Here is a 6,857-nt window from a genome sequence, read left to right as displayed (position 1 = left end):
GTTCCTGGAACGGCTATGATTATAGCATATTCAGCGGGCGGCAAGGGTAAAGTCCGACAGGCTGCTAGGTATCTGCAATTCCCTCCAGCAAATCCGCTTCCTGCTTGTCACGAACTAGTTTCGCCACGCTAAACACGGTGTTGAGCAGAAAAAGCCAGGCGACGATCATGTAAGGTGATTTCCGTAATACGCCATACCAATAGTCATGATGGTAGAACGGACTCAGGGCCAGCAATACAGCAATACAAGGCTCTTCGGTAGTCATTCCCGTATCTTTGCGGTATCTTGATTCCAAGAAATCGCCTAAGCCTTTTCCCATTCGCCAATCGCCATCCGGAAGAGGCCCCAGGCGGTCAGCTATACGGCCATCGCGAATCCTGCCCAGACGGTGATCACCCAGGCGCTGGTATCGATCCGCTCGTCGCGGTTGTCACGGATCATCTTGGCCAGCGTAAACGATGCAAACAGGCAGAAGCAGAAACCGACTGCCAAAAATGCACGGTCGAGTTTCTGGCTCGGCATGTGCCAGATGCCGATCGTGCAGGCGGTCACGGCAAGGCCGAACGACAACCACACCTGCACGCTCCAGGACGGGGTGTCGCGTCGGATCAGATACTTCTGCGGCATGGTGAATTCTCCTTTCCGGATGGCCGTGCTGCGTACACCGCAACATAGAGTGCGATGCAAGGGGTTTGGTGGTCGGCCTGGGCGGTCGGTCAAGGATGTCCAGGTGCCGGTGCTCAGGAGATGATGAACCTCGGGGGAGGCAGATTCATTGTGTCGCTGAAGGTCTGCAGCGTCAGTCGCAGAGCAGTCTCTACTGAACTTAAAAACTAAACGATGTCCAGATGACCGATGCCTGCCGTCAGATCCCGGTCTTTCGATTCCTTGCCATGCAGCTTGATCTGCAGGCGCAGGTCGTTGAGAGAGTCGGCATTACGCAGTGCGTCGGCGTAGCTGATCTGACCGGCCTCGTAGAGGTCGAACAGGGCCTGATCGAAGGTCTGCATGCCGAGTTCTCGAGATCTTTTCATCGCCTCCTTGATTTCGTGCACCTGGCCCTTGAAGATCAGGTCGGAAATCAGTGGAGAATTGAGCAAGATCTCGATCGCCGGGGCGCGTCCCTTGCCGTCCTTCTTGGCCAGCAGGCGCTGCGAGACGAGAGCACGCAGGTTGAGCGAAAGGTCCATCAGCAGTTGGTGGCGGCGTTCCTCGGGGAAGAAGTTGATGATCCGGTCGATTGCCTGGTTGGTACTGTTGGCGTGCAGCGTGGCGAGGCAAAGGTGTCCGGTTTCGGCAAAGGCGATGGCGTAGTCCATGGTCGCGCGATCCCGGATTTCCCCCATCATGATCACGTTCGGTGCCTGCCGCAGGGTGTTCTTCAGCGCGACTTCCCAACTGTCCGTATCGACGCCGATCTCGCGTTGGGTGACGATGCACTTCTTGTGCTCGTGAACGAACTCGATCGGGTCTTCGATGGTGATGATGTGGCCCTGGCTATGGCGGTTGCGGTGGTCGACGAGTGCTGCCAGGGAGGTGGTCTTGCCGGTACCAGTGCCACCGACAAAGATGACCAGGCCGCGCAAGGTCATCGCGATATCCTTCAGCACCAGCGGCAGACCGAGTTCCTCGAGAGTCGGAACGTTCAGGTTGATGGTGCGGCAGATCACCGCGACACGCCCCTGTTGCACCAGCGCATTGACGCGAAAGCGGCCGATTCCGGCAGGCGATATGGCGAAGTTGCATTCCTTGGTCGCCTCAAATTCGGAAGCCTGCCGGTCGTTCATGATCGAGCGGGCGAGTTCTGCAGAGTGCTGCGGCAATAGTGGCTGGTTGGATACCGGCACCACCTTGCCATCGATCTTGATCGCCGGAGGATAATTGGCCGTGATGAAGAGGTCGGAGCCGTTCTTCTGGGCCATCAGGCGCAACAGCTCGTGCATGAATTTCAGTGCCTGGTCGTGTTCCATGGTTTCTCTCCTGCCCGCAAGGACGGCTTACATGCCCATGAAGTTATCTTTGTTGGCCGCCTTGTTGCGAGCCTCGATCATTGAAACGATATTCCGTTTGACGAGTTCGGCCAGACATTGGTCAAGGGTTTGCATGCCATACTGCTGTCCTGTCTGCAGGACGGAATACATCTGGGCAACCTTGTTTTCGCGGATGAGATTACGAATCGCCGGGGTGCCGATCAGGATCTCGTGGGCCGCAACCCGCCCCTGACCGTCCTTGGTCTTGAGCAGAGACTGGGAAATCACCGCCCGCAGCGATTCGGAAAGCATGGATCGGACCATTTCCTTTTCAGCGGCCGGGAACACGTCGATGATCCGGTCGATGGTCTTGGCGGCGCTGGAGGTATGCAGGGTGGCAAAAACCAGGTGGCCGGTTTCCGCACCGGTGAGCGCCAGACGGATGGTTTCGAGATCGCGCATCTCGCCGACCAGAATCACGTCCGGGTCTTCACGCAGAGCGGAGCGCAGGGCGTTCTGGAAGGATAGGGTATGTGGACCGACTTCGCGTTGGTTGATCAGGCATTTTTTAGGCTGGTGAACAAACTCGATCGGATCTTCGACGGTGAGAATGTGGCTATAAGCTGTTTCATTGACGTGATTGATCATTGCCGCCAGAGTGGTCGACTTGCCTGAACCGGTCGGTCCGGTGACCAGTACGATGCCGCGTGGATAGTCCGCAATGTCCTTGAAAATCTTTGGACAGTTAAGGTCTTCAAGCGTCAGCACCTTCGACGGAATGGTCCGAAAGACCGCAGCAGCACCGCGATTCTGGATGAAGGCGTTGACGCGAAAACGCGCCAGGTTGGGAATCTCGAACGAGAAGTCGCATTCACGGGTGTCTTCGTACTGTTTGCGCTGAACGTCGCTCATGATGTCGTACACCATCGCATGCACGTCCTTGTGCTCCATGGCGGGCAGGTTGATTCGCCGTACATCGCCGTTCACCCGGATGATCGGCGGCAGGCCGGACGACAGGTGGAGGTCGGAAGCCTTGTTCTTGACGCTGAAGGCCAGCAGTTCGGTGATGTCCATTCGCTTCGGTCCTCGGACGGTGGGCAGGGTGCGGTGTTATACTTCGAACAATCTGCGTAGCACCCGATTATGACCATACTTTCCGCCAAGCTGCAAGCCGTTCGCGTGCGAATCGCCAGCGCCGCTGGGCAGTGCGGCCGTTCTGACGATACGATCCAGCTGCTCGCGGTTAGCAAGACCTGCCCTGCTGCCCAGATACGCGAGCTGGCAGCCGCTGGCCAGCGGGCTTTTGGCGAAAGCTATGTGCAGGAAGGCGTGGCGAAGATCATCGAACTGCGTGTGCTGGAACTTGAATGGCATTTCATCGGTGCGCTGCAGGCCAACAAGACGCGCATGGTGGCCGAAGCCTTTGACTGGGTGCATTCGGTTGACCGTCTGGAGATCGCGCAACGCCTTTCGGATCAGCGTCCGGCGTCGCTGCCTCCCTTGTCGATCTGCCTGCAGGTCAATGTCAGTGGCGAGGCATCGAAGGGCGGTGTCCCGCTGACCGCTGCGCCGGCACTGGCGCATGCGTTGGCGGTGCTGCCGAAACTTCGTCTGCGTGGTCTAATGGCCATTCCGGCGCCGCACCATGACTGCCTCGAGCAGCGTCGCCCATTCCGTCTCCTGCGGGAACTTTCTGAACAATTACAGGCAGATGGCCTGTGCCTTGATACACTTTCGATGGGCATGTCGGATGACCTTGAAGCGGCCATTGCCGAAGGGTCGACGCTGGTGCGTGTTGGCACCGCAATTTTTGGTGAGAGACACAGAGCATGAGAATCACTTTTCTGGGCGGTGGCAATATGGCCAACGCGATGATCGGTGGCCTGGTGAAAACCGGCTTTTCGGCAAGCGACATCGCCGTCATCGAATTGGGTGCGCAGGGGCGCGCCAAGCTGCGGCTGGCCTACGGGGTTCGGTGTTATGAGGCGGTCAGCGCCGTTGCGCTGGACTGTGACGCCCTCATGCTGTCGGTGAAACCACAACAGATGCGCGAAGCTTGTACGCCGCTACTCAAATATCTCAAGCAGCAACTAGTGATCAGTATCGCAGCCGGTCTGCGCCTGGCCGATGTTTCGCGATGGTTGGGGGGCTATGGCAAGATCGTACGCGCGATGCCCAACACGCCGGCGCTGGTTGGCGCCGGCATTACCGGACTGTGTGCGCTGCCAGCGGTGTCGATGGCCGAGCGGCTCGGTGCCGAGCGCATCCTGCAGGCGGTCGGCAGCACCTTGTGGATCGCCGATGAATATCACATGGACGCGGTGACCGCCATCTCCGGCAGTGGTCCGGCTTATGTGTTCCTGTTCATTGAAGCACTGCAGCAGGCGGCAAGCGAACTGGGCCTGTCGCCAGCGCAGGCTCGCCAGCTCTCGATCGATACCGTGCTCGGCGCTGCCAAGCTTGCCGCACAGTCGGATGAAACAGCATGTGTGCTGCGCGAGCGCGTGACTTCGAAAGGCGGGACCACCGAGGCGGCATTGCGCACCATGGCCGAGCGGGGCGTCAAGGAAGGTTTCGTCGCCGGCGTGCTGGCCGCCAACCTCCGCGGCCGTGAATTGGGCGAATTGCTGGGCAAGGATAGTTGATGATCACGCAGGCCGGATTGTTCTTGCTCGAAACGCTGACCGGTTTCCTGACCTTTGCGCTGCTGCTACGTTTCTACATGCAGGCTTGCCGCGTTTCCTTCAACAATCAGATCGGCACGTTCGTCGTCGAGTTGACCAACTGGCTGGTCAGGCCCTTGCGCAAGATTCTGCCGGGCTGGTATGGCCTGGATCTGGCGAGTTTCCTGCCGGCCTATCTGCTGCAGGTGATTTTTGCCGGCGCGCTGATCCTGCTGCATGTCGGCAGTGAACGCCTGGCGCCGGAGATTCTGCTGCCGCTGCTGCTCTGGCGAGGCCTGCTGGCGACCTTGCGTTTCAGCATCTACCTGCTGATTGGCGCGCTGCTGGTGCAAGCCGTCCTGTCATGGGTCAGTCCGTACTCGCCTCTGAGCCTGCCGGTATCGCAACTGACGCGCCCCGTCCTGCGTCCAATCCAGCGTTTCGTACCACCCATTGGCGCCATCGACCTGTCACCACTGGTGGCCATTGTCCTCGCGCAGTTGCTGCTGATCTTTCTGTAAGCGGTGGTCGACTGGCTACGCGAAGTCGATGGCGTGATCATGCTGGCCGTTCATGTCCAGCCCGGCGCGAAGCGCAGCGAAGTCGCCGGCCTGCACGGCGATGCGCTGAAGATCCGCCTCGCTGCACCCGCGATTGACGGTCGGGCGAACGCTGCGCTGCTGGCCTTTGTCGCGCAGCGCTTGGGTCTGGCCAAGTCGGCAGTCGAACTGAAAAGTGGCCAGACCACGCGGCGCAAGGTGCTCTGGGTGCTGGGTGCGCGTGCCGATATGGTGGTACGCTGCCTGCTCGGGCCGTGAGCAGGGGCGCCTGCCTGTAAGCGGTCTCGGATAAGTTCTCCGACAATCACAGGGCTGAATTCTTCCTCGGATCGCTGCTGGAATGCCGGAAGACTTTTCTAGGACCGCTTACCGTCGGACAACGCTGGCGGGAGGCCTGCACCGATGCTCAGGCCTCGAAAACGATGCGCCCGCCAACCAACGTCATGCGTGTTCGACCGCTTACCTCGTAACCTAGGAAGGGCGTATTTTTCCCTTGGCTGCGCAGTGCTTCCGGGGTGACGATCCAGGATTCTGCGGGGTCGAAAAGGCAAATGTCGGCGGCACTGCCCATGGCCAGTGAGCCGGCCTCGATGCCGAGAATGGCCGCAGGATCACAGGTGATGCGGGCCAGCGCCAGCACCAGCGGCAGCTTTGCATGTTTCGCCCAGCGCAGGGTCAGGGGCAGCAACAGTTCAAGTCCGGTGGCCCCGGGCAATGCTTCGGCAAAGGGCAGTTGCTTGCCATCTGCGTCGATCGGTGTGTGATCCGAACAGATTGCCGCCAGTCCATCCCTGACGGCGACGCGCAGCGCGTCACGGTCGCTTGACGCACGTAGTGGCGGGTCGAAGCGTGCATTGCTGTCGAAGTAACCGATGTCCATTTCCGACAGATGCAGGTGATGGATCGAGACATCGCAGGAAACCTGCATACCGTTACGTTTCGCGGCCTGGATCAGGGCCACGCCGGCAGCCGACGACAGCCGCGAAAGGTGCAGGCGAACACCGGTTTGTTCTGCTAGTTGCAGTGCCGTGGAGATGGCGACGGTTTCAGCCGATACCGGAATGCCGGTCAGTCCTAGCCGGGATGCGACCTCGCCATCGTGGGCGACGCCTTCGCGCGCGAGAAACTGGTCCTGCGGCCACAGACGCACGTGGTAGCCAAAGGTGGCGGCGTATTGCATGGCCCGCATCAGCAACTGCGTGTCGACGATCGGATGTTTGGCCTGTGAGAAGCCAATACAGCCCGCACGTGACAGACTGTTCATCTCGGCGAGTCTTTCGCCTGCCAGTTGCTGAGTCAGCGCGCCGATCGGATAGACCCGCGCCAGACCAAGCGTTTCGCTGCGCCGGACGAGGCGCTCAACGAGACCTGGTTCATCGAGTGGCGGTTTGGTGTCGGGCGGGCAGGCAAGAGAGGTCACGCCACCGGCGACCGCCGCGGCAAGTTCAGGTTCGATGCTGCCCAGGCGCGCTGACAGGTCGACCAGACCAGGGCAGGCGATCAGCCCCTCGGCGTCGATCTGACGTGCGGCAGGGAAGCCTGCCGGCGGCTGGCCGATCGCAGCAATACGTCCGTTGGCAATGAAAAGATCGAGACAGGCATCCAGACCGTTTTTCGGGTCGATCAGAAGGGCATTCCGGATGTGGAGGGGTTGCTCGTTCATC

At 59.9% G+C, this 6,857-nt stretch carries 9 protein-coding genes; 4 read left to right on the top strand and 5 right to left on the bottom strand.

Annotation, left to right across the window (positions count from 1 at the left end; translation table 11 throughout):
- Nucleotides 1–64 precede the first annotated feature (64 nt).
- The 4 genes from AW06_RS20845 to AW06_RS14720 form a co-directional block, all read right to left on the bottom strand.
- The gene (locus AW06_RS20845; RefSeq protein ID WP_273704745.1) at nt 65–319 is read right to left on the bottom strand and encodes a hypothetical protein; all 255 of its coding nucleotides are present in this window, start codon (nt 317–319) and stop codon (nt 65–67) included.
- Nucleotides 320–357: 38 nt separating this feature from the next.
- Nucleotides 358–627: a YiaA/YiaB family inner membrane protein gene (locus AW06_RS14730; RefSeq protein ID WP_273704744.1), complete on the bottom strand. Its 270-nt coding sequence runs from the start codon at nt 625–627 to the stop codon at nt 358–360.
- A gap of 206 nt (nt 628–833) precedes the next feature.
- On the bottom strand, nt 834–1,970 hold the full coding sequence (locus tag AW06_RS14725; RefSeq protein WP_034951529.1) for a PilT/PilU family type 4a pilus ATPase: 1,137 nt from the start codon (nt 1,968–1,970) through the stop codon (nt 834–836).
- 27 nt (nt 1,971–1,997) lie between these two features.
- Nucleotides 1,998–3,044 carry a type IV pilus twitching motility protein PilT gene (locus AW06_RS14720; protein ID WP_034951528.1) on the bottom strand — a complete coding sequence of 349 codons (1,047 nt, stop codon included), beginning with the start codon at nt 3,042–3,044 and terminating at the stop codon, nt 1,998–2,000.
- A 69-nt stretch (nt 3,045–3,113) separates the two neighbouring features.
- Here AW06_RS14720 and AW06_RS14715 point away from each other — a divergent pair, with 69 nt between their 5' ends.
- The 4 genes from AW06_RS14715 to AW06_RS14700 are packed head-to-tail and all read left to right on the top strand — an operon-like array spanning nt 3,114 to nt 5,451.
- Nucleotides 3,114–3,803 (top strand): YggS family pyridoxal phosphate-dependent enzyme, encoded by a 690-nt coding sequence (locus AW06_RS14715; protein WP_034951527.1) that lies wholly within the window; start codon nt 3,114–3,116, stop codon nt 3,801–3,803.
- Nucleotides 3,800–4,615 (top strand): pyrroline-5-carboxylate reductase, encoded by an 816-nt coding sequence (gene proC / locus AW06_RS14710; RefSeq protein WP_034951526.1) that lies wholly within the window; start codon nt 3,800–3,802, stop codon nt 4,613–4,615. The genes AW06_RS14715 and proC overlap by 4 nt, the downstream gene beginning before the upstream one ends.
- The gene (locus AW06_RS14705) at nt 4,615–5,154 is read left to right on the top strand and encodes a YggT family protein (protein ID WP_034951525.1); all 540 of its coding nucleotides are present in this window, start codon (nt 4,615–4,617) and stop codon (nt 5,152–5,154) included. The genes proC and AW06_RS14705 overlap by 1 nt, the downstream gene beginning before the upstream one ends.
- A gap of 3 nt (nt 5,155–5,157) precedes the next feature.
- Nucleotides 5,158–5,451, top strand: coding sequence for a DUF167 domain-containing protein (locus AW06_RS14700; RefSeq protein WP_034951524.1), 294 nt, complete (start codon nt 5,158–5,160; stop codon nt 5,449–5,451).
- A gap of 148 nt (nt 5,452–5,599) precedes the next feature.
- On the opposite strand, the gene AW06_RS14695 is transcribed toward AW06_RS14700, so the two are convergent.
- Complete coding sequence (locus AW06_RS14695) at nt 5,600–6,856, bottom strand: dihydroorotase (RefSeq protein ID WP_034951523.1); 1,257 nt, start codon at nt 6,854–6,856, stop codon at nt 5,600–5,602.
- Nucleotide 6,857 lies beyond the last annotated feature (1 nt).

It is taken from the genome of Candidatus Accumulibacter cognatus (assembly GCF_000584975.1).
Taxonomy (GTDB): Bacteria; Pseudomonadota; Gammaproteobacteria; order Burkholderiales; family Rhodocyclaceae; genus Accumulibacter; species Accumulibacter cognatus.
This window is presented reverse-complemented; position numbering and strand designations above follow the sequence as displayed.

Coding starts and splice junctions, on each gene's coding strand:
- AW06_RS14720 (WP_034951528.1), bottom strand. CDS start 3,044: ATGGACATCACCGAACTGCTGGCCTTCAGCGTCAAGAACAAGGCTTCC.
- AW06_RS14730 (WP_273704744.1), bottom strand. CDS start 627: ATGCCGCAGAAGTATCTGATCCGACGCGACACCCCGTCCTGGAGCGTG.
- AW06_RS14695 (WP_034951523.1), bottom strand. CDS start 6,856: ATGAACGAGCAACCCCTCCACATCCGGAATGCCCTTCTGATCGACCCG.
- proC (WP_034951526.1), top strand. CDS start 3,800: ATGAGAATCACTTTTCTGGGCGGTGGCAATATGGCCAACGCGATGATC.
- AW06_RS14705 (WP_034951525.1), top strand. CDS start 4,615: ATGATCACGCAGGCCGGATTGTTCTTGCTCGAAACGCTGACCGGTTTC.
- AW06_RS20845 (WP_273704745.1), bottom strand. CDS start 319: ATGGGAAAAGGCTTAGGCGATTTCTTGGAATCAAGATACCGCAAAGAT.
- AW06_RS14715 (WP_034951527.1), top strand. CDS start 3,114: ATGACCATACTTTCCGCCAAGCTGCAAGCCGTTCGCGTGCGAATCGCC.
- AW06_RS14725 (WP_034951529.1), bottom strand. CDS start 1,970: ATGGAACACGACCAGGCACTGAAATTCATGCACGAGCTGTTGCGCCTG.